The following is a 26,215-nucleotide window of genomic DNA, read 5'->3' as shown; positions in this document are numbered from 1 at the left end:
CCCCCCTAACTCTTTGTTAAAAAAACATATAAATGGATAGGTAACTTCTTACTTAAAATAATTCTCTTTACACTAGTAATACAATTCCTATCAGTAATACCAACTCCCTTAAAAGATTTTTCATAGACTGGATAATAAGCTTTGCTAAAACGCCCTAAAGAGATTGTGTCATACACTTTCTTACTGCCATCTTTCTCCATTCCATAAAATGTAAGGCTTCCCTCTTTACAGTCCAAGCTAAAGTTAAACTCTAAATACTCAAATGTATACTTCATTTTTAGTTTAGGAGTGAAAGAGAAGCCTTCTCCTCCCAAGTCTTTCCAGACCCCTCCCACAACGGTCTTCCTTGCACCTTTCAAATCATTCTCTATAAATTTTCCAACAACATTTTGCTCATAGTAATAAAAAGTTAGAAATATTAATAAAAAACTCACTATTCCTATGAGCAAGCGCTTTACAAAACTTATGAATCTAATACGACTCCCCCAAAACGAACGACTAAAAAGAGTCGATAAAACAAATAATAAAATAATAAGTGATAAAAGCTCATTTTGAAAATAATGACGAGGAGACAATTGTATTGCAGGATACAACATCAGATAGAGTGTTATTGAATAAAAAATAAGCAGACTCTTCATTCTAAAAACAAATAAAGAAATCAATATACCTAGGGTTAAGGAGACTTCCCTTATGTAAGAAATTGAAGTAAAGAACTCCTTTGTTCTTACGGTAATCTCTCCAACTTTTTCACAGAAAGAAAAACTGCACACCTTTAGAAGGTGAAAATTCTGAGTATTTTTTTTGAAAGGCAAGGAAAAGGAGACCCAAAAGGCTTCAAGACCTCTCCTCATGAAAGTGCTAGGGAAGGACGTTAGAATATTCATTAAATACTCCTTTCCAGCAACTCTATAATTATCAGTGGCCATTACAGCTTCCTGCCCCAAACTTTGTTTCGAAAAGCCATTTAGTTTCATGCTTAAATATATGTCTTCAAAAAATGGTAAAAACTTGATGACACTCTCCTTTACTACAATTTCTTCCCCTGGATAAGGATAGAGACCCAGCAAAGTGACGTGATACAACCCAGAGTCGTAAGAAAAACGGTTTTCTACATCTTTTAATTTTAGACTCACGGGGAGATACAATAAGTAAAAAGTAAAAATAAGAACAAGAAGAAGACCTATAACTCTCCTAAGACTTGTAATGAATTCTTTATTTTTTAGAGACACATATTGAATAATAAATACAATAACAATTAAAGGAAGTAATATTTTTAAATCAGCACGAAAACCACAACCAATACCCAAGATAGCGCCAAGAGTCGCGGAATAAAAGTAACGCCACCGAACTCTCTTTTCATCAATTACTTTCTTTAGAACAAAAAGTGCTCCTACAAAAAAAACGGCTTTACTATAGTCTCTTAAGTGTGGGAATTCGGCTAAATGAAAAGGAGAGCTCATCCAAAATAAAGAGCCAATCAAAGAGTATGCAAATGGAAAAAAACACAACAATAAAATATAACTAATCACAATAGTGAGAGCGAAGAACAGATAGCCAAGTTTATGAGTTACCGCCCAGTCCATCTCTCCATTAATTTTCCAGAGCCAAACAACAACTTGACCCAAATACATTGAGCCTATCGAAACAGGATAATCATATGCACCATATTTAGCTTCGGGTCCTCGGATTCCATTTGTTTTTCCAACTACATACGAGCAGTCAAGAGTGCTTCTCTCTTGATTCAAAAAGGCTTCAAACTCAGGAGTTCGTGTTATGGGGTCACTAAAGCCTAATCCACAGTAAGCCATGACAAAAGCGGAATGATAACTCTGATACCAACTTGGCCTTACGGAAGTAGTCTCCTGAAATGCTCTTGAAAAAAAAAAAGCATATAGAAACAAAATAAAGCCTACAACGAACTTTAAATTATATTTATTTTTTAGTTTTATATGTAAGTTCCTTAACAATAAATTAACAGAGCTAAATATAGCTTCCTCACCTTTAAATGAAAATATCTTTCTACGAACTATTCTTCCTAAGTAACCCACTCCTTAAATTACTTAAATCACGTACCTTACACTATCCTACCTTTCTCAATGAAAATAAAGCCTTGGACTTCCCCACCAAACTAAAGACGCAAATGAAGCTCTGGACTTAAAAGATAACCTTCAAGCGTGCCTGACTCTTACATACTTGAAGAAATAGAAGAATACGAGACTCCTTACTCTAGAAGACTCTCCTACGCGACTTCATCTAAACGAGTAAGGGACATTAGCGACCTAGCGGTAAACCTTCAAAAACTATTTAAAAGAACTAAATTGGAAGCAAAAACATAATTATATTGAAGAAATATTCTTTCTTACGCCTAAATGGGAAAGATTCAATTAAAAAAAATAAAGTAGACAGAAATCTAAAAATAAAACAGAATAAGACACGAACACAATGCTCCTCACACTTAGTATTTCCTTAAAATCTTGGCTAAAGTATGAATAATAAAGGCTCTTCTAGTAAATCTTTTATTTGGCAAGTCCTTCAAACGATTTTTACTCGCTTTGCAGTTCAATCTATTTCAATTATTGGTAGTATTTTTATTATTAGAGAGCTTGGAATTTATGAAAGAGGCCAATTTGCATTTGCTGCATCTATTATTGCTATAGGCATTCAGTTTGCCAACCTCGGCTTTCATTCAGTAAATACTATTCATCTCTCGAAAAAGCCTACGCTTTTAAATGCTATTCTCGCAAATAACACTATTATTATTACCGCTGGAACAGCTCTTTTCATATTAATATTTTCACTAATATACTCATTGTCCTTCACCTCTAATTCTGATGCAAAAGCCTCAATACTAATTGGGCTTCTTTGTGTCCCAATAGGATTACTTTCATTGTTTAATCAAAATATCCTCATTGCTCTTGGAAAAATTCAAGATTTTAACATTACAGAATTTATACAAAAATTTACCTTTGTCCTCCTTGCTGTCCCTGCTGCATTTCTAACAAATAGTGCCGAAACAGTCCTTATATGTAGTTTTCTTTCATTTCTAGCAACATACATATACACAAAAAAAACTTTTCAAAACAAATTTTCACATTTCAAAAAAAATATTGATTTAAACCTAATTAAGAGTTCAACGAAAACAGCGATCAAGCTCTACTCAGTATGTTTATGCATGTTTTTAATACTGAAAATAGATATATGGATGATTGAAGCTATTCTTGGAACGAAAGCAACTGGAATATACTCAGTAGCAAGTTCTCTAACTGACTCTCTTCTTATTGTCCCCTCAATAGTTGGCCAACTTATCTTTCCTCGATTTGTTAAAAATATTGGTTCACGAAGAAAAGAACTTTTTCAAACAATTTTATTAATTTTTGCTTTTATGATACCTGTCTGTTTTTTTGTCTATTTCTTTAGTGGCAATATTATTACACTTATTTTCGGAGAAAGCTTTATTGCTTCCTCCTTATCGTTAAGGTGGCTAGCTTTTGCAGCCTCGTTTCTCGGAGCAAATACTATTTTAATGAACTATTTGTCAGCAAAAGAAATCCCCTCTTTCGTGTTTCTATCTCTTATTCTCTCATGTCTTTTAAATATCATTTTAAACTTTCTACTACTAAGAGATATTGGGATTCATGGTGCAGCGATATCTTCACTTGTTGCATATCTCGGAATCTTCATATTAAATAGTTTCTATATTCTCTTTCTCGACAAGAGTGATTCAAAGGATAATAAGCTTGAAGACAACAATTCTATCTGTTCATCAACCAACAACAAATGAAAAAAAAACACTAAATGATTTATTTAACCTAAAGGAAGAAGCATGCTATCTATCAATATTTGAACTTAAGCACAGTCACGGTTTCCTAGGAATTATTAAATTAATTATAAATAATCGCAAAAGCAAATTTATACTTAACCTTGAGGGTGAAAATACAGACTATCTTAAATACATACTCATGACCTTTGCTCTATTCGCATTTAAGCTAAAGTTTACAACCTTAAGACAATCAAAACCCACTCAAGTTAATATCTTTACTGTACTCTATACATCTCTTCTAATCTTTCTATATACAGTGAAAAACTATATCAACCTCTTAAAGACAAAACTTCTTCTTGCTTTATTCAAACCCAAACCTTTAGACTTTGATCCACGAAAAATCAATGAAATCTATTACTTAAAAACAAATATGTGGTTTGGAATAAAAGCAGGTGGCTCTATTGGGCATATTTCTGGAGTTGTAAATTCTTTTGTTAATAGATTTAAGGTTAAATATCTTACTTGCGAATCCCCTATCATGATAGATCCAAACGTTGAAATTATAGATCTCAATAAAGAATCTAAAATTCGTTTTGCAGCTCCATACGAATTAAATCAACTTCAAATCTCCTTTATGTTCTTCAACTACATTAAAAGATTAAAGAAAAAACCTAAATATATCTATCAAAGACTAACGATCTATAACTTCGCCGGTGCTCTTGCTTCAAAAATATTTAAAATTCCTTTTATTCTTGAATACAATGGCTCAGAAGTCTGGATTCAAACAAATTGGTCAAAAGGTCTTAAATATCCAGAACTAGCACAGCAAATTGAAACTTTTTGCCTTAATCAAGCATCTCGAATTATTACTATCTCTAAAGTTCTCGAAGACGAACTACTCTCAAAAGGAATTGATAAAAAAAGAATAATCACATACCCAAATTGTATTGATCCAAGTAAATATAATGTTGAAGTACACGATACAAATACTCGTGATAAAGTTCGAAATCGCTTAGGTATCAAAGACCAAACTCTTGTTTTTACATTTATTGGAACCTTTGGTGCTTGGCATGGTGTAGAGTTTTTAGCAGAAGCTATCAAAAAGTTTATTGATAAACACGAAGAGAGTGCTCCTCAATCATTTAAGTTTCTCTTAATTGGACAGGGGGTACTCTTTAACAGTGTCTATGATTCATTGTCGGAAGAGAAATACTCACGATATGTTATTTTTACAGGTATAGTCCCACAGTCTTCTGCTCCAGAGTATCTAAATGCCTCAGACGTTTTTCTAAGTCCGCACATTAAGCGAGAAGGTGAAGCATTCTTTGGCTCACCGACAAAGTTATTTGAATACATGGCCTACAAGAAGCCAATAATTGCCTCAGCTCTTTATCAAATTAAAGATGTATTTGAAAATCCTCTTTACCCCAACAAAAGCTTAGAAAACAAAAGCGCTGATGGTCTTCTTTATGAACCAAATAATTTGGATCAATTTATTTACTGGCTAGATTTCTGCTTAAGCCACCAAGGAGATGAGATTATAAAAAATATAAGTATCAACTCCTATAACAATGGGATGAAAAACTATACTTGGGATACTCATGTCGATAGAATTCTTAGCTAATAGTTAAAATATGATCATTATCTCTTATCGCTACAAAGTAAAAAAGGTAGAATAAAAATCCAAATTGCCCTAGACGATATAAATAGAGAAAATTCATCTCTCTAAAAGCTAAAACAAATACTACGACCAGAACACTTGTAAAAAATGTCTTATTTAATACTTCTTTGTGCAGGTAAGTTCTTTTTATCATAGAGAGAAAGAGTAAAACTATTGAAACTAAAGAAACTATCCCACCAGCAAGATAAATATCTATAAAGAAATTATGCGTACCCGCATCTCTAGATTTATAATACTTAAGTCCATAGCCACCTGGCCCCATACCTAGAAATAACTCACCAAGCCTCTTTTCTTTATACTCTTCTGCTTTGAACTGAACGACTTTCTTCTGCTGAAGAAACCTTAAGTTTAAAGTCGACATATTTGTCCAATAATCTCTAAACATTGGAGTTGATATTGAAACAAGAAAAGGAATACATAGAAATAATAAAACCTTCTGTCTATTGACTCCCTTAAAAGAATAAAACACACATAATGCAGCCCCGATAGCAAAAAGCATCAACATTGCTGCTCGTGAAAAAAGAACTAACTGAACCAAACATATCGACATTAAAACAAGAACAACTTGAAGTTTAGACAACTTTTTATTCATATAAAGGAAAGAAACCAATAAACCGCATAAGGTATAAATATTAGATGCTTTATTGGTATTTCCGACAAGCATGTGAAATTTACTATTCACTGTCACTTCAGATGGTAAACTTTCAATAAAACGATTGTAAATTAGAAGGTGCTCTAAAGAGACAAAATCAAAATTAGATCTGAAATAGATTAAATAATTGTAATGAATATAACTTCCCAGAATCAAAACAGAATAAACTCCTATTGCCCAGACAAAACACTTAATGATAAGATCGTGTCGTGCGATTTCTTTTGCTGCTAAAAATTGCATGGCAAAAAATAATACCATGGCTAGAACACTATCATATTCAGAGTCATTAAAAAGACCTGATATTAGAAAACCTAAAATGAGGAAACCTACTAACATAAAATCTCGGTCAAAAGACACCTTATTGCCACAAAGAGCAGTAGAGTAAAGAAAAAATAAGCTATAAGGGTTTAATAAAATTAGCCAGGTACCAAGAAAGTAAAAAAAAGCAACAAATAAGTTTTCAAAGGGAATTAGAAGTGAAATTCCAAGCAATATCAAGAAATGAAAGCTCTTATTTGCTAATACCTTCATAAATTCTGATTTTTCCACTCCTGAAAATTCAATAAGTACCAAAGGTTAGTATTATCGCCCTTTGCAAACTTATTTCTAATTTCATTTTGATCAAAAAATTCACTCGAACTCTTGCTTATAAGCTTATCTTTGGCATAACCGCCAAGTCGATCCATAAACCAGTCATGTACAGGAGCTCCAAATCCTTGCTTTTTTCGATAGATAATCTCGTGTGGTAATAATGGTTCAACAGCTTTTTTCAAAATGTATTTTGAAACATTATCCTTACAACGAAGAGCAGTTGGGACACTTAGTGCATATTCCACAAATTTGTAGTCCAGAAATGGAACTCTCGCCTCAAGAGAAACGGCCATCCCCATCTTATCTACTCTCATCAATAGAAGTTCCGGCAAACGAAGCTTTAAATCAGAATAGGCCATCCAGTTTAAAAAACTTGGATCTGGACAACGCTCATCAAACTTCTTTTTGAAATCACTGATAACCTCATAGGATGAATAACCCTTGAAGTCTTTCAAAAACTCAGAGTTTAAAAGCTTTCTTTTTTCAGCTTCAGTAAATGCTTCTGCACCACTCCAAAAAATAGGCTCTTTCTCAACTCCTCTTCTTAAGAACTCAAATTGCTTACCAGTCTTTCCTGCAAGCTTTGATCCCTCAAGAAGTGCTTTCTTAAATGGCCAAGTCATCGGAACCTTATTAAGATCATGAAGTCTTTTAAACGTTTTCCAACTTTCATAACCCCAAAAGAGCTCATCACTCCCCTCGCCAACTTGGCAAACAGTTACCCCACTATCTTTAGCTAATTTTGAAACTTCAAAAACTGGAAAACATACAGGATCAGCAATTGGCTCATCTTGGTGATGAATAAGTTGCGGAATAAAGTCAATAAACATATCTTGAGTCAACTCTTTCTCATGATAGTCAGCACCAATAGTATTTGCCATTAATCGAGCATACTCAAACTCATTTTTATAGGTCGTTAACTTATCATCATCTTTATATCCAACTGAAAAGCACTTAACTTTGTCAGGACTTAATTGAGAAAAAAGCTTTGCATTTAAACTTGAATCAACTCCACCAGAAAGGAAAACTCCAATTGGAACATCCGCTGCCATATGGAGCGATACACTCTCTTTTAACTCAGCAATTAAGTTCTCTCGAATCCTCTCTTCAGACTGCCCACTCAAATCTTGCCAATTATCAAAAACGTCCCAATATTCCTTCAGAGGTTGAACACGACCTTTTTCGACAATAAGCATATGCCCTGCCGGAATTTTATAAACATTCTTAAATAATGTCTCTGGAGCTGGAACAGTGAGAAAAGAAAGGTAATCATAAAGACCTTTCTTATTAAGTTTTTTTGGAACTTCTGTATCTTGAAATATAGCTTTCATTTCACTTGCGAAATAGAGCTTATTGTTTGAAACACTGTAATAAAGAGGCTTAATTCCAGTTCTATCTCGGACCATTAAAATCCTATCATTTCTTTCATCCCAAATTACAATAGCAAACATACCACGTAGTTTTTTTACAAAGTCTATCCCCCATTTCTCATAAGCATAAAGCGCTGCCTCTGTATCTGAGTGATCAGTTCTAAAAATAAAACCATCGCTTATTAGCTCATCTCTTATTTCCTGATGATTATAAATCTCTCCATTAAACGTAATGAAAATATTCTTCTCACTATTTGTCATCGGCTGACCTGCAGCAAGATCTAAATCAAGGATCGACAATCTTCTATGAGCAAGATAAATTCTTCGATGCTTAGGGGGGGAAAAATGAGTTACGATATTACTTCTAGAGCTTAATTTTCTAGATATTTCCTCAAAGTTTAGATCAGTTGAGAAGTAAAACCCCTCCCCATCAGGACCTCGATGAATCATGGTATCATTCATTTTAATAAAAGTTTCAGGAGAGAGAAATTTATCTCTTTTTTCTAGTTCTACAACACCTAATATACCACACATACTTTAAACAAGCTCCCTATCAACTGCAAATGCCATTTCCGTAACCTGAAACTGCTGCCATAAAGGTATTGGCCACTCTTTACCTTCATTAATGGAAGTTGCAAAAGCGACAATCTCTTCCATTTGCCCTTTCTCTGGAGAGGGACTAGAGTAAACAAGTTTATTTCCAGAAACTTCAAGCTTCTTATAATCATTTAAACTAACAACAAGACCATCGCAAAAGACTTCCATGCTTTCTTTTGGAAACTCTTTATTGCCAATTGCTGTATACGTTAATGTGGCGACTGAACCATCTTTAAACTTAAATGTTGCAACAAAGTTATCTTTACTCGAATAGTGTTCAGTTTTGGGGCAAATATTTTGAACAGTAACGCTTGTAAATTCAGAATCCGTTAAAAAAGTAAACACATCGTAAATGTGACACGCTTCACCTATATTTCTTCCCCCACCTTCTTCAGGACTCAATGTCCAGTGATCTTTTGGCAAGAAGCCAGCGTTCATTTTATAATTAATTATCATTGGATTAGTTCTATTTTTTAAAAGACTTCTAATTTTCTGCACATAAGGAGAAAATCTTCTATTGTAACCTGTTAAAAGAACTGGTGTCTCTTCTCTCTTAGAAAAATAGTCCTTAATCTCTCTAAATTCATCTTCAAAAATTGTTAAAGGTTTTTCTAAAAGAACGTTTTTTCCTGACTTCAAAGCCTCTAAAGCCATCTTACCATGTAAGTTATGTCTTGTAGCAATAACAACTGTATTAATGTCCTCGTCATTTAAAACATCATTAAAATCTGTACTTGAGTATTCTGCAGCAAATTGTTTTGCTGTTGCCATTGCATTATGCCCCGTTCTACTCACAATAGCTTTTAAACTAAAGAGATCATTTCTCTTCTGAATATTTGGAAGATGCATCCCTTTAGCAAACCCACCTGCTCCGATAATAGCAAGTTTAACCTTCCCTTTTGAAGAAGAACTAAACATTGGATTCTCTACTTTTGTTTCAAGCTTATCTATGAGCTTTTTATCAGGATAGCTTAGCAATACCATCAAGGCCTTCGCACCATTATCTTTCAAAGACTCATACGCTTTTGAGGCATCTTCCAGAGGGTATACATTAGAAACCATTTTCTTTACTTCGACTTTACCTTGAGAAATAAGAGACAAGTACTGCCCCATGTTTCTATTTTCTGTCCATCTAACAAAAGGTAAAGGGTAGTCAAGGCCTCTTTCTTCATAATTATTATCATATCGCCCAGGTCCGTATGAGCAGGATATAAAGAAATCAATTTCTTTGGCATAAAAGTCTGCACGATTGAGATCGAGCCCAACATCTCCAACAAGAACAACTCTCCCTTTCTTTCTTGTCATTTTAAAAGCGTGGCTCACAACTTCATTAGAAGGTGTGGCTGCTGTTATGATTACTCCATCTGCCCCGTGACCGTCAGTAAGCCTAGCGACTTGATCTATGTGTGATCCAAAGTCATTAGAAAGGCCATAGTCCATTCCATGTTCCGTAGCAACATCTACACGAGATGTGTCGAGATCAATACCAATTACATTACATCCGTTCGCTTTTAGAAACTGCATTGTTAATTGTCCTAAAACACCTAGGCCAACAACAACAAATTTCTCACCAAGTGTTGGGGATGCTCTCCTCACACCTTGTAGAGCAATAGCCCCAAGTGTAACTGTTGAGGCTTCCTCAATTGTTATATTATCAGGAACTTTAACTGCAAGATTACTAGGAACTCTGATAATTTCTGCATGATGAGCACACTGAGCACCTGCACAAGCAACTCGATCTCCCAGAAATAGTCCTTCAACACCAGCTCCGACTGCAACAATTTTACCGGCAGCGGAATACCCTGTCGCATTTCCAGCAGAAAGCTTTCCCTTGACAAGGCTCATCGTCCTATTCATTCCCTGCTGAGCAACAGACTCAAAAACTTTTTTTACGTTCTCAGGCTGCCTCATCGCCCTTTTCCACAATGGTAAAGCAGAAGTCTTCACTCCAGACATCTCTGTACCAATTGAAATACATGATGCTTGAACTTCTACCAATACCGTCCCCGCCTCTAATTGCGGAGTAGGAACTTTTTCAACGACAGCACCACCACCTTTAATCACAACTTGCTTCACTTCCAAATCCCTCTTGTATCAATTACTATTTTCGATACAAAAGTATCCCTATTCATATCCCTAAACTCACTGTGATCAACTAGTAAAACAAGTATATCTGACTCTTTCAAAGCTTCATCAATACCAGCCTTCACTATTCGTAGATCTGTTAATTGACTAGGCAGGTAATCGACATTTGGCTCAACAACCATTAATTTCCCAAAACCTTTTCTAGCAAAACTCTCAACGATCTCCATTGCTGGACTCTCTCTCAGATCATCGATATTTGCTTTAAAAGCAAGTCCAAAAAAGGCAACCGTTGGTTCTTTAAACTTCGATGCTGCTGCAGCGACTTTATCAACAACATATTCAGGTTTATAATCATTTACTTCTCGAGCTGTTTTAATAATTCGTGCATACTTTGGTGACTGATGAACAAGGAACCATGGATCAACCGAGATACAATGCCCTCCAACACCTGGCCCTGGCTGTAAAATATCAACTCGAGGGTGCCTATTTGCAAGTTTAATTAACTCCCAAACATTAATATCAAATTGATCACAAAGAAGAGATAGCTCATTCGCAAATGCGATATTAACATCTCTAAACGAGTTTTCAGTTAGTTTCGTCATCTCAGCTGTTCTAGAGTTTGTTAAAATACAATCCCCTTCAACAAAAGTTTTGTAAAATCTTTTTGCAACTTCTCCACTCTTCTTATTTATTCCACCAATCACACGATCATTTTCAATAAGCTCTCTAAGAACGTGCCCAGGAAGAACCCTTTCAGGACAATAGGCTAGATAAATATCACAGGACTCGACTCCTTCACTTGCAAAAAACAAGTCTTTACGAGCCTCACTCAACCACTCTCTCATTTTATCCGTAGTCCCTACTGGTGAAGTAGACTCCAAAATAATCAAGTCATTCTTTTTTAAAACTGGTGCAATTGCCATTACTGCTGATTTTACATAAGAAACATCAGGCTCATTGCCTTCCTTGAATGGAGTAGGCACTGCAATCAAATAAACATCAGCATGAGCGGGCACCTCAGAAGCTACTAAATTACCAGCGGAAACTGACGCCTGAACAACAATATCAAGCCCTGGCTCAACAATGTGAATTTCCCCTTTATTGATTGTGTCTACAACTTTTTTATTATTATCAATTCCAATAACTTGCATTCCTCTACTTGCCACAACAGCAGCAGTAGGAAGCCCAATATAGCCGAGGCCAACAACTGCCACTTTTTTAAATTCTGATTTCATTATTTAATACCTCCAAAATTCTATCGCACGCTAGACCATCTCCATAAGGATTTGTTGTCATCTTCATTTTATTATATTCATCTTGATTATCCAGCAAAGAAGTAGCCTCTTTAAAAATCCTCTCTCCATCAGAACCAACAAGTTTCACAGTACCAGCCTCTAAAGCCTCTGGACGCTCTGTTGTTGACCTCATTACAAGAACAGGCTTCCCTAAGGATGGAGCCTCTTCTTGGACTCCCCCAGAATCAGTGATTATCATAAACGATTTCTTCATCAAATATATAAATGGAATATACTCTTGGGGGTCAATTAGAAAAATATTTGAAACATCTGACAAGATTTCATTTACAGGCTTCTGTACATTTGGATTTAAGTGAACAGGGTAAACAATTTGAATATTCTCGTTACTAAGCGCTAGTTTCTTTAATCCTTTACAGATACTCAAAAAAGAATCACCAAAGTTTTCTCTACGGTGACCTGTTACTAAAATAATTTTCCTATTATCTAAAAACTTAAAGGAGCTTTGAAGTTCATCTTTAAGCTCGGAGCTTTTATCGATCCTGGTTGAAATCATCGAGAGAGCATCTATGACAGTGTTTCCTGTTACAAACACTTTATCTGTAGATACTCCCTCTCTTATTAAGTTTTCAGCACTCTTCTGTGTTGGAGCAAAGTGCCAAGTTGAAACTAGTCCTGCAACCCTTCTATTCATTTCTTCAGGCCATGGAGAATTAATATTATGAGTTCTTAAACCTGCCTCTATATGTGCAACTGGAATCTTCGAATGAAATGCTGTCATACTAGACGCCATTGTCGTTGAGGTATCTCCATGAACCAAAACGCAATGAAAACTCTCGTTTTTTAAAATCTTATCAAGCCCAGACACCACATCAACTGTAACATTATTTAAAGTCTGATTTGGTTTCATTAAATTCAGATCAAAGTCAGTTTTAATATTAAAAATATTTAAAACTTGATCTAACATTTCTCGGTGTTGCCCAGTGACACAAACTTTAACATCAAACACAGGATTTTCTTGCGCCTTCAAAACTAATGGAGCCATTTTTATTGCTTCAGGCCTCGTTCCGAATACAAATAATATTTTTTTCTTTTTCATTACACCATCTTAACAAAATTTGTTCAAAAGTAATGTTCCTCTTATCTCAAAGATAGTAATCGAAACGTTTTAACTTTATACACAATCAAAAGTCATTAATATATACATTAATGACAATAAATAAGAAAATATTATTTAAGAGCACTCTTAAACTTACTTTCACACCATCATTTATTTATCTTTTTTCTTCTCTTTCCTACATCGATAAAATAGTAACGCCGCAAATCAAGACAGAGATGAATTCTTCATATTGTTCATAACCCCCATTTGAACTAGAATTACTATTTATAATAATTTTAGCAAACCTTCAGAACTGTTCGTGACCCCCTTTTGAAGACTACCTCTTTTGTGGAGGTAAAATGAATAGTAAAAGAAGAAGGTTTAGTAACCAACAGAAAGAAGAGATTCTTCAGGAGAATCGTGTAAAAGGTGTCCCAATCTCAGTTTTAGCACGAGTTCATGATATAAATGCAGTAACTCTATATCAATGGAAAAGAGCTATGAGAGATAAACCTGAGTCTAATATCGATGTTGGAGACCTTTTAAGACAAATTGAGCAATTGAAGAAAGATAAAGACAAGTTGCTCAAAAAAGTTGGTGAGTCTTGCCTGAGAGAAGAAGTCGCACAAGATATCATTGATTTTTATAAAAAAAAGATCTTGGAACAAGAGTTGATAGAGCAAAAGAGTTCATCAAACTCAAAACGAAAGGATCCAAAAAAATGATTTGTCAGATGTTTGGAGTTCATCCTAAATCCATTTATAAAGTTAATGGACCAAAGAAGTTTTACCACAAGGCCGAAGACAATGAGGTCCTTGAGCAAGTTCGATCTGTGATTTCGTTGCGTCCAACATATGGCTATAAAAGAGTTACAGCGATGGTAAACAGGCTTCGGTTCACACTTGGACACTCAAAGATTAATAAGAAGCGCATCTATAGGATTATGAAGATGAATGGACTCCTTCTGCCAAAATCAGAAGTTACTAGAACTCACACTCCGACAGGAAAAGTAATGACTCTTCATTCAAATACCAGATGGTGTAGTGATTGTTTTGAGATAAAATGCTTTAATGGAGAAAAAGTATTCGTCTCATTTGTTCTAGATACTTGTGACCGAGAAGTTATCTCATTTATTTCTTCAGCATCAGCTTTGTTAGCAACGGATATTGAAAAACTTATGCTTAAAGCAGTTCGCTATAGGTTTAGTGATTATAAGACTCCTAGAACGATAGAGTTTTTATCTGATAGAGGAAGTATTTATAGGGCCCATTCAGTTAAAAATTTAGCAAAACATCTGGGACTAAAAAGCTGCTATACGGCAGCATATAGTCCAGAATCCAATGGAATGAGTGAAGCCCTTGTTAAGACGATTAAACGAGACTACGTCTACAACAGCGACTGTTTTAGTGCAGAGGTTGTACTTAAGATGATAAAAGGTTGGTTTGAGGATTATAATGAGAATGCTCCTCATTCGGGACTTGGCATGAAGAGTCCAAAAGAGTATTTATTAATTAATCAAAGGTAGCCTGAAACGGGGGCCAATCCAGAACTGTAACTTTTCTTATTTCTTAGGCATCTTCTTTTAGAGAAACTCATCTACATTTTCATAATTCTCAATTGTAGTTTTGTACTAAAATAACAACAAAGAATTCAGACAAGAATAACGGACAGCACAAACACTTTAAACTATGTAAAATAGATTTAAGAGTCTGACACGACTAACTAGTTAACTTCAGTATCATCAAGTATTTAAAAAAAATATAAAAGAAATAAATACTTCTTACTCCCTCTTTTATTGCTATTTCAATCTTAACTTTAGAGTAAATAGTGTATATTAAATTTTAAGCAATCTCTATTCTCACCTTTTAAACTTAACGTAATTTTCTTCTTTTCAGAAAAAGATTCTTTACCACTCTATGATCCCAAGTGAATATTTTAGCTCAGAAATATTTTTAATACTAGAAGCACCTAGCTTCTCTTTAATTAGTCGAACCTCATTCTTCAAAAAAGCTATATACAGATGAGACTATATAATTCAAATTTACTCTCCTGTAATCTTAGTATATAAGCTATAGTAAAATTACTTCCCCCCTGCGGCTGGCAGCAGCAAGTAAAAATAGGAACTATAGAGTTATTGACTATCTCACTCCTTAAATATTAACTTGGTAATCTCCACTTCTTAGTGTGAAAACAGAGTATTAAATCTTAAAAAAAGGTAAACTTAGAATGGACAAATTTGCAAGAATAGAAGCCCAAAAGCAATGGAACACAACGGCTTGTGGAGAACTTAGTGGCGACAAGGAGTCCCTGTCTTATTTTAAAAAAGTCGAAGAGGATAGATACAAGATTCAAAACTGGACACACGACTATTTTGAATACAGTAAAACAGCAGGAAAGAAAGTTTTGGAGATTGGTGTTGGTCAAGGCACTGATATTCTTCAATTTGGAAAAAATGGTGCTATCTGTACAGGCATTGATATAACTGACCAACATTTAGAGCTAACTGCTAAAAACTTTAAAGTACACGGCTTAAATATCGAACTTATAAAGGCTGATGCTACAAAATTACCATTTCCTGACAATCATTTTGACATTGTTCACTCTTTTGGAGTTATTCACCATATCCCAGAGGCTAAAGAAGTTCTTAAAGAAGTCTCTAGAGTTCTAAAAAAAGGTGGAAAAGCCTACGTTACAATGTATTATAAATATTCGGCTTTTTTCATTTTTTGGAAAGTGCTCGCTCACGGAATTAGGCATCTTTGGTTTCTCAAAAAAGGAATCGCTGGAACCTTATCAACTATTGAAGAGGGAGCTGACGGCATTAATATTAAACCTTATGTGAAAATGTACTCTAAAGGAGATATGAAAAAGCTTTTTAAGAACTTTACAATCGAAGATCTCTCAATAAAACAACTTAGAAGTGACCACTTCTGGCCAAGCTTTCTAGAAAGCTTTATGAAACCGCTCGTAAAGAGGCTAGACTCTAAACTTGGTTGGTATATTGTTTGCAAAGCAAGAAAATAATAACAATTACTTAATGCCTTAGGGCACTCAATTAAAACATAACTTTGTAAGCATATTTTTGTTTTTTTTAACCTCTTTAAGAGAGTCTAAATGTAAATAAAACTAGCTAAGAAAGTACTTCAACATACTTCTTGTATCTATGGCATAGTAGTTCAATTTTCCACATAACTTCTTTCTTACTGAAGGCTTTCAATCTTTTCTGCACTTGTTTCTATATCTTTCTCAAGATAGTACTCATAATCTTCAACTAATTTTTTAAGCTTCATTTTAATTGAATTAGGAGTATCAGTTTCACTAGATTTCAAAGTATGAACAATTTCATCTACACTACAATGAGACCCATTATGCTTGGCAACTTTTAGAAGTGGATGAACTGTCGGAAGGGTATCTTCACCAGCAAGAAGAAGTTCTTCATAAAGCTTCTCTCCAGGACGAAGGCCTGTAAACTCAATCTTTATATCTTCTTCAGTTAAGCCATGGAGTGAGATCATCTGTTTAGCTAGATGAATAATTTTAACAGATTTTCCCATATCAAGAAGAAAAACCTCTCCACCTTTTCCAATTGCCCCAGCTTGAAGAACTAGCTGACAAGCTTCAGGGATCGACATAAAGAATCTTGTTACTTCTGGGTGAGTGACAGTAACTGGACCGCCCATTTGAATTTGTTTTTTAAATAGAGGAATAACGCTTCCACTACTTCCAAGAACATTCCCAAAACGTACAAGCATAAACTTAGTCTCAGGACTACTCGCTTGAATCTCCTGGCAAACCATCTCTGCAACCCTTTTCGTTGCCCCCATTGCATTTGTTGGCCTAACCGCCTTATCTGTAGAGATTAGAACAAAGCGCTTAACTTTATATTTTGAAGCGAGCTCGGCAACATTCTTTGTTCCAAAAATATTTGTCTTGATAGCCTCATTTGGATTCGTTTCCATAATAGGAACATGCTTATAAGCAGCTGCGTGGAAAATAACTTTTGGAGAGAAATCTTTTATCACTTTCTCAACTGAATTCCTGTCTCTCACATCACCAATACAGATTTCATAATTTAGGTTTGGAAACTTCTCTTTAATATCTTGCTCTAATTGATAGAGATTAAATTCTCCCATTTCAAAGAAGATTATTTTTCTAGGACTAAAGCTCGCAATTTGCCTACACAACTCCGAACCAATTGATCCACCTGCACCAGTGACCATAATCGTTTCATTTGAAACCATATTTCTAATAGAGGCCTTATCAAGCTCTACCTGATCTCTTCCAAGTAAATCCTCAGGTTGAACCTCTCTTAATTGCTCAACACTTGCTTCTCCAAGTAAAATATCTTTTGTAGGAGGTAATGTCTTAAACTCTACACCAGTATCTCTACAGCTTTTTACAATTCTATCGACCTGAGATGAAGTGGCACTTGGAATCGCGATATAGACTCTTGTCGCTTTATATTCTTTTACAGCTTGTCGAAGATCAGAAACTCCTCCAACAATTGAAACCTTATGCAGAGTTTTATTTCTCTTTTCTAAATCGTCATCAATAAAGGCAACAACCTTAGTTCCTAAATGAGGAGTTCTTCTAATATCTCTAACGAGTTGCTCACCCGCAGCTCCTGCCCCAACAATAATTGATCTTGTCATCAGATCACCATTGCTGGCCCTAACTCCAAGATATTCTCTTAATATCCTATAACCAAGCCTCCCACCACCAAGAGCAACTACTAATATAAGCCAATCGATAATAAAAACTGATCTAGGCACTCCTTCTAATCGATTAAAAAGGAAAATTCCCAAAGCTGATAGAGCTACTCCGCCTGTGACACCCCTAATTAAATTTAAGAGATCATGAGTTGAGGAAAATCTCCAGATTCCTCTATAGAGTCCCGACAGATTTAAACAAAGAAATTGAATAGAACAAGTGATTAAGATTATTGAAAAAAAATGTAGTTTCTTAGAGGAGAAAAAGTAAAGATCCCCATAAGCAAGTGAAAAACTGAAGAGTAGGCCTACGACACACCAAAGAGCATCATGCGTCATCGCAATAAGTCTCTTTCTATAGATGATTATCTTATCTTGTATTGTCATTTAAACCGTCCTGAGTCGCTATAACATTACGATAAAATCATTGAAAATTAAACACTAATTGCTGATATAACTTTTGAATAGAGAGAATCTTGAGACTTTGTATATTTAAGTGGTAAATTATATCCATGAAAAGACTTTTTGATTTATTCCTTAGTATCACCCTTTTAATACTTCTATGCCCTTTAATAGTTTTTTGCTTTTTACTTGTAAAGTTCACTAGCAAAGGACCTGCTTTATATTGGTCTAAAAGAGTGGGAATTAATAATTGTATATTTCTGATGCCCAAATTTAGATCGATGAAAATCCATACACCTCAATTGGCCACTCACCTCTTAACTGACTCAGATAACTTTTTAACTCCAGTAGGTTCTTTTATTAGAAAGACAAGTTTAGATGAGCTCCCACAGCTCTGGAGTGTTTTATCTGGAGATATGTCATTTGTTGGTCCAAGGCCTGCTTTATTTAATCAAGATGATCTCATAAAACTTAGAACAGAGGCCGGTGTTCATACCTTAAAACCAGGAATTACAGGCTACGCACAAATTAATGGTAGAGATTCCATTTCAATTGATGAGAAAGCAAAATTAGATTCATTCTACTTAGAAAATAATGGAATTCTTTTTGATTTTAAAATTATTCTCTCAACAGCTTTTGCTGTTTTAAAGAAAAATAATATTTCTCATTAATCCCTCTTGCTATCAATGAATCGCATTTTAAGTACATCGGATTAACCTATATTCGGCTAATCTTTGAACTAAAAAAGCTACTTGTTACTTTGTTATTTATATGAAAATACAAACTATTCTCTTCCAAAAAATAACAAGTTATAACGTAGAAGAATACCTGTTTATTAATTAAGCCCTCCAACCAGATCACTCACCATCCTCCTAGGTGTTGAAATTGAGCTTCTTCAAATATAGAGAATATTCAAGTATATGTGTAATTTACCACTATCAATGAAAATAAAGAACTCACTCACGCTAAATAAGCTTCATAAATATACTCGATCAAGTATAAGAATATAGAACAATCTAATTCTATACCCAATCAAGTATAATTCTATTGACTCTCACTCATTTATACCCGATCATGTATAAATGAAGGAAAAATCTCTAATTTCAACAGTAGTAGCAACTGAACGGAAAAAGCTTGGATACACACAAGAGGAGTTCTCCCTAAGGTGCGGGGTAAGCTTGAGCTTTCTTAGAAGCCTAGAGCAGGGAAAGCCAACACTAAGGCTCGACAAGGTTAACGAAGTTCTAAACTTTCTAGGATTTACATTAACTCCAACTAGAGATACTAAATGAAAAAAGGGCTAGTCTATTACAAGGATAAACTTGCAGGTGAGATCACTGAAACTGATGATGGTGACTTTATATTCTTATATTCAAAAAGCTATCTTGAAGACATGGCCGCACTCCCGCTAAGCTACTCTCTCCCTTTACAGCGTGAAGCTTTTTCTTCTCAGTATATTAATGGATTCTTTGATGGTCTACTCCCTGAAGGTTGGATCCTAGGACTTGCCTCAACGTACTGGAAGTACCATCCAATTAGAGACCGCTTTAACTTACTTCTTAAAACTTGCCAGGATCCAATAGGTGCAGTCTCTATTGTTCAGTCCTCAACTGAAGAACTAAGAGAAGAACCTTCTCCAGACATTTATAAAGAAAGAAAAATCACAAATCCAGGAAAGTGCTTATACTGCTACGAAAAATTAGAGAATGGAGAATTTCATGAAAAGTGTTCTACTCAATTCTTTAAAAGCAATAACCCTCCTTCAATATATTTGAATAGAGAGATTTTAAATGAGCTATCCCTTCTAAATATTAAAAATGGTAACACTATTCCAGGAGTACAAAATAAAATTTCACTCTCCCTACAGAAAAATGGAAAGAGTGAACGACTAACACTAGCTCATCTCTCGGGAAACTATATTCTTAAACCTAAAGGAAAGATTCCTCACATACCAGAGAATGAAGATCTTATTTTAAAGCTAGCAAGATCTTATGGTATGTCTACAGCAGAGTCTACTTTGGTTTTTCTTGAAAGTAATGAGCTCGCTCTACTTATAAAGAGGTTTGATAGAGAGGATGATGGTTCAAAAATCCACATGGAAGACTTTTGTCAAATACTTGATCAGATTACAGAAAGAAAATATATTGGAAGCTACCAAAAGGTAGCAAAGACTTTAAGAAAGTATTGCGCAGAAAATGCTCCAGCAGATCAGCTTCTTAGGCTTTTTGAATTAATTGTATTTTCATTTATTGTAGGAAACTCTGATCTTCATCTAAAGAATATTAGTGTTCTACTTAATGAGAAAGCATCCCTCTCTCCTGCCTTTGACTTATTAAGTTTTGAAATTTACCAGGAAGACTTCAAAGAGCACGACAATGAGCAAATGGCATTATCAATCAATGGCAAGAAGAACAAACTGAACCGAGAAGACTTTGACAAACTGGCCAATATATTTGAAATAAAAGAAAAAGTAAGAAATTACATCTACAAGAAATTTGAGTCCAAAGTTTCTTTATGGGACGAACTTATCTCTAAGTCTTTTCTTCCAGAAAATAAGAAAGAAAAACTAAAGTCTCTTATAAGAGAAAGAATGTCTCTATTTATTGGCCCCTAAATCATTATACATTTTCATATTAACTTTTCTGTAGGGTCGTAAAAAATTTAATTAAGCCCTCCAACCACATCACATTGATCATTTGATAATAAGACCTTTTCTTTTCCAAACTTATTCTTGATCAGTTTTAAAAAATTTGGGTTTTGAACACTGCCTCCAGTGCAGATGATTGCATCAATCTCCATGTCTTTTAATTCTGCTTTAAGAAGTGCTACCTCTAAAGCCTCAAAAACTTTATCCTCTACATACTTTGAAGACTCCTCATACTTGCCTCTTTCAATTCTTGCCTTAAATATGACTCCATTTTTACTGTAATCAAGCTCTCTTTCCATAAATTTTGATAGATCTATTTTTGCGAGTTCCACCTCCTTCATAAGATCAAAGCCAAGCTTTGAATCAAATAAGCTCTCTAGATTTTCTAATCTCTTTAAATCTTGCGGATTTGTGACAAAGTCCTGCGCGTCCTCAATATAACTCTCAATCTTCGAATCATTAATAAGAGAGAATATTGCAGGAGTACTCATTTGCTGAATAAGTGTTTTAGAAATTCCATGCTCAACTGAACTTCCTGGTCTTTTGTACTTTATTCGAGAACCAAATTCAGGAAGGATAAAGTTTTTCATCAATGAGTAATCAAAACTATCTCCGGCAACATTCACTCCGCTAACAGAAAGAATATCTGAAGGAGAGAATGTTCCATTTTTCATATTAATAATACTAAAGTCACTTGTTCCCGCTCCAAGATCTGCAACTAAGACTTTGGCTTCGCTTTTTAAATTAATCTTCATACTTCTAGCTGCGGCCACAGGCTCGTAGGTAAATTCTATATCTACAAATCCTGCAAGCCTAAGGGCCTCCTTCAATCTAGAAAGGGCGACATCATCAGACTTCTTAGAATCCCCAAAGCGCACTGGCCTTCCACAGACAACTCGAGTCACGTCTTGTTGATAGAAGCTATTCGCCCTATGCCTTACTTCTCGCAAGTATCTGGCAACAAGTTCAACAACTCCAACCCTCTTTCCATGAATCATTGTTCCTTCAAAACTCTCTCTTGAAAGTAATGTCTTAAAGGATCTAAAGAATCGCCCCTCGCCTTCATACTCAAGATACTTATCATAGCACTCGACTCCAAAGTACCACTCATGTTCATTTGGAGTGTAAATTAAAGATTTAATAACGTGAGGATTATTAATATTTTTAAAATCTAGAGGAATAGAAGGAACTCTTCCTAGCGCAGTGATTGCTCCAAGAAGAGTATTACTTGTTCCAAAATCTAAAGTATACTTCAATACTTCTACCACAATTGCCTCTTAGTTTAGCTTCTCTAAGTATTCAGTTATATCAACTTGGAAATTTTCTAATGTATTAACGTCAAAATTAGTCAGTGGAGCAATTCTATCTAAGAACTCAATTGTTCCATCTTCATTCACAATATACGTTCTTCCTGTTTCATCTTGATTTGGAATAACTCTGTTTAAAAAAGTTACCGTACCATCAGTATTTACAATGTAAGTTCTTGATGTCGATTGATCTGCACTTGCAGAAAAGATTGATAAGAAAAGTGTTGAAATTAATAATAGTTTCTTCATTGGCGTCTCCCTTGTTCATTGCCTTGTTCAATACAAAGCAATGGAGAGGCCAACTTTTCGTTCCAGATCTAGAACGGGGTTATTTTATTTTTGGGTATAGGCTGTCTGTGCAGAGGACGTAGAACATTGGATAGTCTCCCTTATACTCATCACTATCTACTATCTTTTCTATATCCTCAGAAGCTTTTAAAAGAATATTAACCACTTTGGGCATAGCCTTTTCTTTATCAACACTTTTTGCCTTGAAATCAATTCTGCTATAGCCGTAATCTTTCGTAACTAATTTAAAACACTCATCAAGGGCGATGCAAGCAACTTTTGATACGACTTCAATTCCAATATCCATATAATAATCAATCTTTCCTATTATTCCCTTTGTGTTAATTGCAAGTACATTGTGATCTATAAGGTGTTGAAGTCTAGACTCTCCAACCTCTCCAAATACTCTTTTAATTTCATCTCGACTTACGCCATTACCTACTAAAGAATATAGAATAATAACGCAAAACTCTTTTTGCTGGATGAAGTGCTTAATTTTATCGCCAGAATTTGATCCATCTTCCGTGACATAGAAGTCTCTAAAGGTTTTTGAAATAATTGGGTAATAATCATTGAGATAGCCCACAATTTCAGCGTGCCGTCCAACTCCTCCGAGAATCTTTACGACTTGATCAATAGTCGGGCTTGATACATCACCTCTCTCAATTCTATTAAAAGAAGAACTCGTGACACCAAATTTCTTAGCAATCTGCTGACTACTTAAACTAGGATGCTCTTTTTTATAATTTAAAATATGTTCGGCTAAGACTTCAGCAATCGTTTTATTTTCCATTGCTAAATTTTATGACTGGCTAAGAAATTAAACAAGTCTGGAGTTAAACTTTAACTCCAGACTTGCCTATTATTTACTATTTCTTAAAGAATTCTATAAGTTCGTATGACTTGACGACTGAGCCATCCTTCAAAGTGACCTCTTCGAGATCGTTAATATTCACTTCGATGAGATTATTTGGTAAAAATACTTCTCTTTTTCTAGCTGTAGCAGTAGCTGTTCTCTCACCAACGATAACCTCTCTTTGTCCCTCATACTTGTAACGCTCCAGCTCTTGATGAATTCTTGTAGATGTTCCTCCACTCAATCCTCCTTTCCCTGGTCCAGCAAAAACACTAAAGGATACTATAGTGACCGTTATGGCTTTAATTATAAACTTCATTGTACACCCCCCACCACTGGGTACTCGCTAATTAAAGAGTCCGAAACCATACCAATAAAAATTCTCTCAGAACCGAGGTTCTCTGGGTCCTCAAGGATTTTATCAATCTCATGTCGAGCATCATTTAATACTGCTCTGATTCTTTTTATTACATTTTTATCTTTAACTGCTGCAGTTTTGTATAATATTGAATTAAGCTTCTCTGAACACATTTCTGTTTTAAAGCATTCTTCCACAGAATATGCCAACAATTTTTTAACTGTTTCCATCCCCATCGTAAGAACCTTATCATTCTTCCCAACAACACCATCTTCCTCAATTAGATGTCCCTTCTCAAGAAGGTACTCAAGCTCGGATAGACCCTTGCGACCAAACTCTCTGAGAACTTCTTCTCTCGTTGTTCCATCTCCAGTTAAAGCAAGAAGGATGATGAGGAATTTATCTTTGTCGTTTAGATGACATTCGAGATCCTGAGGAACAAACTCAGTATTTCTTGTATCGTAAACCTCTCGGTAAGTTTCTGCGATCGAAGGATAATTCTCGTCTAGATATTTTAAGATATCACCAGTTGCTCCAGTTCCTCTTAAAATCTTTAAGACTTGATCGATTGTTGGAACTCGGACGTCTCCATTTTCAATTCGATTTAATGACGATGACGTCATATTGAATCGCCTTGCTATCTGCGCTCCGCTAAGATTTGGATGCTCTTTTTTGTAGCTCCTTATCCTAACTCCGAGTGCACCAACAATTGATTCATTGTTAGATACCACTGTGTCCATAACCCTATTGCCCTTATGTGAAGTGTTTGATCTCTCTTTAATAGCAAATAAATGGAATTGACCGTATAGGTTTTGAAATAATTATATATGGCTAAAGAAATTTTAATATAACAAGTGTAAGTAGTTGAAATAGAGCCTATGTTGTCCCAAAGGTTAGCTCCTCAAGGCCTTCTTGCCGTTAGCTTAAGACCAAATACACCAAGAATCTTATTCATTATTTTAAGAGTCGGATTTCCGCTTCCATTTTCAAAGCCGGCCAAAACTCTCTTATCAACCCCTATCATTTTAGAAAAATTTTCTTGAGTAATCCCCATAGTTTTTCTCATCGATCTTATTGCATCAGGTAGCTCTATTTCACCGACCTCTAATTTTTCATAGAGCTCACGAAGAAGAATTTCAGCATTATCTTTTCTGCGCATTTTCTAACCCTCCTAAGTTCTTCTCTCTTCTAGGAGTTATGTAATCAGTAATCTCTTCGTAGATATCGTAACTCTTCATTACTCCCGGGAGATTTTCAAGCATCTCAATCAGTGAAGAAATTAGCATTTCTTTATTCTCTGGCCTTAAAAGTTTTAGCTCTATGAGCTGACTAAATACCCTATTCCAGTTTACATCTTTATTCTCTTCACACTCTCCCCAGCGAATTGTTCTAGATACTCCGGTAGAGTCTAGAAACATTGGGCAAAAGTCATATAATGGACTTAACGTGATCTCATTATTTTTTTTCAAATATGATGTATTTCGAGAATGATTATCATGGTTTCCCATCGTTAAGTTCAACAAATCTCTTTTAAAATACTCTAAAAGATCTGCCTCATAACTTGTTGAGTGTTCTTTTAGGTTTTTAATAACATCAAAATGAATAAGAGACTTTCCAAACTGAGCAATATTCATTGCTGAAGCAATGGATTCAAGTCCATATCGATTTTCAATACTGCTCTCGTAGAAAACATCGAACCTTTCAACAAAGAGACATCTTTCACTAAAACTCGTTTCTCCAAAAGTTTTCAAGTTTAAATTCATTGCAATCTTATGAAAATAATCTTCTGCCCTTAGAACTTCTAAATCTTCATCATATTTATCTCGAGGAAACTTTATGATCCACTCCTTCTTTCTTTTCTCTAAAGGAATGATGCCCGTCGGATGAAATCTTCCATGAATATCTTCAGTTAGAAGAAATTTCTTGGCTTCCCCATTCGCACCAGAGCTTCCACTAATAGGAGCCCCACACTTTTCAGCATGGTCTATAAACTCTTCTTTCATTCTTATGACATCATCCTTTGAAAAACCAGGGTGATCCATCTGAACTAAAGTTTCATAGGCCTCTTTTACACGAATATTTCCAGGAGGGGTCATTGCCCCAAGCTTTAAAAGCTCCCAATTACTTGAAGGTCTATCCTCTAAATCTAGCCTATCTAGCCAAAACTCTTTCGCTCTACCTGCTGGAATTATATCAAAGCAAAATGCTGGAAATGTATTCTTATTCTTTGGTGAGAAGTTAACAACTTCATTTAAAGACAGCGCCCTAGAGTCATTACTATTTAGATTACTTGAGGCGTAATCTATTTGATATTGTAATATGGTACTTGCCTTAAGTCCCTGAGGCAGCTCGCCTGTAAGTTCAAGTATTGCAGCATCTTGCCATTGACCATTATTGGATATTTGCAAATTTAGATACATTATAACACCCTATTTTAGTATATTCTTACAAGATATATTACATTATAACATACTTTTTTATATCCAAGTCAGCCAAGAAATTTATTAATACATTATAATATGCTTTTTATTAAAGAAATCATATTTAATAACACACTATA

22 protein-coding genes are annotated in these 26,215 nt (G+C 35.0%); 8 read left to right on the top strand and 14 right to left on the bottom strand.

Features of this window, described 5'->3' with window-relative positions; all coding sequences use genetic code 11:
• Positions 1 to 5 precede the first annotated feature (5 nt).
• A complete protein-coding gene (locus CES88_RS10160) occupies positions 6 to 1,745 on the bottom strand; it encodes a hypothetical protein (RefSeq protein ID WP_290733971.1) in 1,740 nt (579 codons plus the stop codon).
• A 740-nt stretch (positions 1,746 to 2,485) separates the two neighbouring features.
• Here CES88_RS10160 and CES88_RS10155 point away from each other — a divergent pair.
• Both CES88_RS10155 and CES88_RS10150 read left to right on the top strand, forming a co-directional pair.
• Positions 2,486 to 3,781, top strand: coding sequence for an oligosaccharide flippase family protein (locus tag CES88_RS10155; RefSeq protein ID WP_290733969.1), 1,296 nt, complete (start codon positions 2,486 to 2,488; stop codon positions 3,779 to 3,781).
• Positions 3,738 to 5,384 (top strand): glycosyltransferase, encoded by a 1,647-nt coding sequence (locus CES88_RS10150; protein WP_290733967.1) that lies wholly within the window; start codon positions 3,738 to 3,740, stop codon positions 5,382 to 5,384. The genes CES88_RS10155 and CES88_RS10150 overlap by 44 nt, the downstream gene beginning before the upstream one ends.
• Here CES88_RS10150 and CES88_RS10145 read toward each other — a convergent pair.
• Genes CES88_RS10145 through wecB form a run of 5 tightly spaced genes read right to left on the bottom strand, consistent with a single transcriptional unit; the run spans position 5,377 to position 13,088 of the window.
• A complete protein-coding gene (locus CES88_RS10145) occupies positions 5,377 to 6,666 on the bottom strand; it encodes a hypothetical protein (RefSeq protein ID WP_290733965.1) in 1,290 nt (429 codons plus the stop codon). The genes CES88_RS10150 and CES88_RS10145 overlap by 8 nt on opposite strands.
• Positions 6,621 to 8,588: an asparagine synthase (glutamine-hydrolyzing) gene (asnB, locus tag CES88_RS10140; RefSeq protein ID WP_290733963.1), complete on the bottom strand. Its 1,968-nt coding sequence runs from the start codon at positions 8,586 to 8,588 to the stop codon at positions 6,621 to 6,623. Before asnB ends, CES88_RS10145 begins: the two co-directional genes overlap by 46 nt.
• A 3-nt stretch (positions 8,589 to 8,591) precedes the next feature.
• The gene (locus CES88_RS10135) at positions 8,592 to 10,727 is read right to left on the bottom strand and encodes a Gfo/Idh/MocA family oxidoreductase (protein WP_290733961.1); all 2,136 of its coding nucleotides are present in this window, start codon (positions 10,725 to 10,727) and stop codon (positions 8,592 to 8,594) included.
• Complete coding sequence (wecC, locus tag CES88_RS10130) at positions 10,724 to 11,971, bottom strand: UDP-N-acetyl-D-mannosamine dehydrogenase (RefSeq protein WP_290733959.1); 1,248 nt, start codon at positions 11,969 to 11,971, stop codon at positions 10,724 to 10,726. The genes CES88_RS10135 and wecC overlap by 4 nt, the downstream gene beginning before the upstream one ends.
• The gene (wecB, locus tag CES88_RS10125; protein ID WP_290733957.1) at positions 11,955 to 13,088 is read right to left on the bottom strand and encodes a UDP-N-acetylglucosamine 2-epimerase (non-hydrolyzing); all 1,134 of its coding nucleotides are present in this window, start codon (positions 13,086 to 13,088) and stop codon (positions 11,955 to 11,957) included. Before wecB ends, wecC begins: the two co-directional genes overlap by 17 nt.
• A 359-nt stretch (positions 13,089 to 13,447) precedes the next feature.
• On the opposite strand from wecB, the gene CES88_RS10120 reads away from it, so the two are divergent.
• The 3 genes from CES88_RS10120 to CES88_RS10110 all read left to right on the top strand — a co-directional run bounded on the left by CES88_RS10120 (position 13,448) and on the right by CES88_RS10110 (position 16,112).
• The gene (locus CES88_RS10120) at positions 13,448 to 13,813 is read left to right on the top strand and encodes a transposase (protein WP_290733955.1); all 366 of its coding nucleotides are present in this window, start codon (positions 13,448 to 13,450) and stop codon (positions 13,811 to 13,813) included.
• Positions 13,810 to 14,613 (top strand): IS3 family transposase, encoded by an 804-nt coding sequence (locus tag CES88_RS10115; RefSeq protein WP_290733953.1) that lies wholly within the window; start codon positions 13,810 to 13,812, stop codon positions 14,611 to 14,613. The genes CES88_RS10120 and CES88_RS10115 overlap by 4 nt, the downstream gene beginning before the upstream one ends.
• Before the next feature lie 701 nt (positions 14,614 to 15,314).
• The gene (locus CES88_RS10110) at positions 15,315 to 16,112 is read left to right on the top strand and encodes a class I SAM-dependent methyltransferase (protein WP_290733951.1); all 798 of its coding nucleotides are present in this window, start codon (positions 15,315 to 15,317) and stop codon (positions 16,110 to 16,112) included.
• Positions 16,113 to 16,288: 176 nt separating this feature from the next.
• On the opposite strand, the gene CES88_RS10105 is transcribed toward CES88_RS10110, so the two are convergent.
• The gene (locus CES88_RS10105; RefSeq protein WP_290733950.1) at positions 16,289 to 18,184 is read right to left on the bottom strand and encodes a nucleoside-diphosphate sugar epimerase/dehydratase; all 1,896 of its coding nucleotides are present in this window, start codon (positions 18,182 to 18,184) and stop codon (positions 16,289 to 16,291) included.
• A 125-nt stretch (positions 18,185 to 18,309) separates the two neighbouring features.
• On the opposite strand from CES88_RS10105, the gene CES88_RS10100 reads away from it, so the two are divergent.
• The 3 genes from CES88_RS10100 (at position 18,310) to CES88_RS10090 (ending at position 20,813) form a co-directional block, all read left to right on the top strand.
• Positions 18,310 to 18,870: a sugar transferase gene (locus tag CES88_RS10100; RefSeq protein ID WP_290733948.1), complete on the top strand. Its 561-nt coding sequence runs from the start codon at positions 18,310 to 18,312 to the stop codon at positions 18,868 to 18,870.
• 411 nt (positions 18,871 to 19,281) lie between these two features.
• A complete protein-coding gene (locus CES88_RS10095) occupies positions 19,282 to 19,491 on the top strand; it encodes a helix-turn-helix domain-containing protein (protein ID WP_290733946.1) in 210 nt (69 codons plus the stop codon).
• Positions 19,488 to 20,813, top strand: coding sequence for a type II toxin-antitoxin system HipA family toxin (locus CES88_RS10090; protein ID WP_290733945.1), 1,326 nt, complete (start codon positions 19,488 to 19,490; stop codon positions 20,811 to 20,813). Before CES88_RS10095 ends, CES88_RS10090 begins: the two co-directional genes overlap by 4 nt.
• A gap of 47 nt (positions 20,814 to 20,860) precedes the next feature.
• Here the strand turns inward: CES88_RS10090 and CES88_RS10085 are convergent, their stop codons facing one another.
• The 7 genes from CES88_RS10085 to CES88_RS10055 all read right to left on the bottom strand — a co-directional run bounded on the left by CES88_RS10085 (position 20,861) and on the right by CES88_RS10055 (position 26,075).
• Positions 20,861 to 22,114, bottom strand: coding sequence for an Hsp70 family protein (locus CES88_RS10085; protein ID WP_290733944.1), 1,254 nt, complete (start codon positions 22,112 to 22,114; stop codon positions 20,861 to 20,863).
• 9 nt (positions 22,115 to 22,123) lie between these two features.
• Positions 22,124 to 22,402: a hypothetical protein gene (locus CES88_RS10080; protein ID WP_290733943.1), complete on the bottom strand. Its 279-nt coding sequence runs from the start codon at positions 22,400 to 22,402 to the stop codon at positions 22,124 to 22,126.
• Between the two features lie 79 nt (positions 22,403 to 22,481).
• Complete coding sequence (locus CES88_RS10075) at positions 22,482 to 23,234, bottom strand: XRE family transcriptional regulator (RefSeq protein ID WP_290733942.1); 753 nt, start codon at positions 23,232 to 23,234, stop codon at positions 22,482 to 22,484.
• 76 nt (positions 23,235 to 23,310) lie between these two features.
• Entirely contained in the window at positions 23,311 to 23,616 is a 306-nt protein-coding gene (locus tag CES88_RS10070) for a hypothetical protein (RefSeq protein WP_290733941.1), read from the bottom strand.
• A complete protein-coding gene (locus tag CES88_RS10065) occupies positions 23,613 to 24,395 on the bottom strand; it encodes a helix-turn-helix transcriptional regulator (RefSeq protein WP_290733940.1) in 783 nt (260 codons plus the stop codon). The genes CES88_RS10070 and CES88_RS10065 overlap by 4 nt, the downstream gene beginning before the upstream one ends.
• A 161-nt stretch (positions 24,396 to 24,556) precedes the next feature.
• Positions 24,557 to 24,814, bottom strand: a complete 258-nt coding sequence (locus CES88_RS10060) for a helix-turn-helix transcriptional regulator (RefSeq protein WP_290733939.1) — start codon at positions 24,812 to 24,814, stop codon at positions 24,557 to 24,559.
• Complete coding sequence (locus CES88_RS10055; protein ID WP_290733938.1) at positions 24,798 to 26,075, bottom strand: HipA domain-containing protein; 1,278 nt, start codon at positions 26,073 to 26,075, stop codon at positions 24,798 to 24,800. The genes CES88_RS10060 and CES88_RS10055 overlap by 17 nt, the downstream gene beginning before the upstream one ends.
• Positions 26,076 to 26,215: the final 140 nt, after the last annotated feature.

The sequence above is a fragment of the Halobacteriovorax sp. JY17 genome (assembly GCF_002753895.1).
Lineage (GTDB): Bacteria > Bdellovibrionota > Bacteriovoracia > Bacteriovoracales > Bacteriovoracaceae > Halobacteriovorax.
This window is presented reverse-complemented; position numbering and strand designations above follow the sequence as displayed.

Bases quoted from the DNA above. Each gene is read 5' to 3' on its own strand.
- CES88_RS10105 (WP_290733950.1), bottom strand. From the start codon at position 18,184: ATGACAATACAAGATAAGATAATCATCTATAGAAAGAGACTTATTGCG.
- CES88_RS10120 (WP_290733955.1), top strand. From the start codon at position 13,448: ATGAATAGTAAAAGAAGAAGGTTTAGTAACCAACAGAAAGAAGAGATT.
- CES88_RS10055 (WP_290733938.1), bottom strand. From the start codon at position 26,075: ATGTATCTAAATTTGCAAATATCCAATAATGGTCAATGGCAAGATGCT.
- CES88_RS10110 (WP_290733951.1), top strand. From the start codon at position 15,315: ATGGACAAATTTGCAAGAATAGAAGCCCAAAAGCAATGGAACACAACG.
- CES88_RS10065 (WP_290733940.1), bottom strand. From the start codon at position 24,395: ATGGACACAGTGGTATCTAACAATGAATCAATTGTTGGTGCACTCGGA.
- asnB (WP_290733963.1), bottom strand. From the start codon at position 8,588: ATGTGTGGTATATTAGGTGTTGTAGAACTAGAAAAAAGAGATAAATTT.
- CES88_RS10070 (WP_290733941.1), bottom strand. From the start codon at position 23,616: ATGAAGTTTATAATTAAAGCCATAACGGTCACTATAGTATCCTTTAGT.
- CES88_RS10090 (WP_290733945.1), top strand. From the start codon at position 19,488: ATGAAAAAAGGGCTAGTCTATTACAAGGATAAACTTGCAGGTGAGATC.
- CES88_RS10080 (WP_290733943.1), bottom strand. From the start codon at position 22,402: ATGAAGAAACTATTATTAATTTCAACACTTTTCTTATCAATCTTTTCT.
- CES88_RS10115 (WP_290733953.1), top strand. From the start codon at position 13,810: ATGATTTGTCAGATGTTTGGAGTTCATCCTAAATCCATTTATAAAGTT.
- CES88_RS10100 (WP_290733948.1), top strand. From the start codon at position 18,310: ATGAAAAGACTTTTTGATTTATTCCTTAGTATCACCCTTTTAATACTT.
- CES88_RS10060 (WP_290733939.1), bottom strand. From the start codon at position 24,814: ATGCGCAGAAAAGATAATGCTGAAATTCTTCTTCGTGAGCTCTATGAA.
- CES88_RS10095 (WP_290733946.1), top strand. From the start codon at position 19,282: ATGAAGGAAAAATCTCTAATTTCAACAGTAGTAGCAACTGAACGGAAA.
- wecC (WP_290733959.1), bottom strand. From the start codon at position 11,971: ATGAAATCAGAATTTAAAAAAGTGGCAGTTGTTGGCCTCGGCTATATT.
- CES88_RS10075 (WP_290733942.1), bottom strand. From the start codon at position 23,234: ATGGAAAATAAAACGATTGCTGAAGTCTTAGCCGAACATATTTTAAAT.
- CES88_RS10155 (WP_290733969.1), top strand. From the start codon at position 2,486: ATGAATAATAAAGGCTCTTCTAGTAAATCTTTTATTTGGCAAGTCCTT.
- wecB (WP_290733957.1), bottom strand. From the start codon at position 13,088: ATGAAAAAGAAAAAAATATTATTTGTATTCGGAACGAGGCCTGAAGCA.